Source organism: Micrococcus sp. GbtcB5 (genome assembly GCF_019091605.1).
GTDB classification, from domain to species: Bacteria; Actinomycetota; Actinomycetes; order Actinomycetales; family Micrococcaceae; genus Micrococcus; species Micrococcus luteus.
Genome location: NZ_JAGXJK010000450.1, coordinates 1 through 237 on the forward strand (window position 1 = coordinate 1; position 237 = coordinate 237).

Below are 237 nucleotides of genomic sequence, written 5' to 3' on the forward strand. Positions count from 1 at the left end.
GTCGACGCGATCCTCGCGGGCCTCACCGCGGGCTGAGCGGGTGGACCAGCCGGGCGGTCAGGCCTCCAGTCCTTGGCCGAGCGCGCGCAGCTCGCGGCGCGTCCGCCCCGCGCGCAGGAGCTCGAGCAGCTCCTCCCGGCCGGGCTTGTGCTCGTAGGCGAGCAGGGCGCGCGCCCGCTCGGGGGCGGGCTCCCCCTCGCCCCAGGGCGGGCACCAGCGGGCGGTCGGGCACGCCCC

1 pseudogene is annotated in these 237 nt (G+C 80.6%); it reads right to left on the reverse strand.

From position 1 onward, the window contains the following. Positions 1-57 precede the first annotated feature (57 nt). A pseudogene (locus KVS67_RS13075) lies at positions 58-237 on the reverse strand (endonuclease III); the annotation flags it as partial.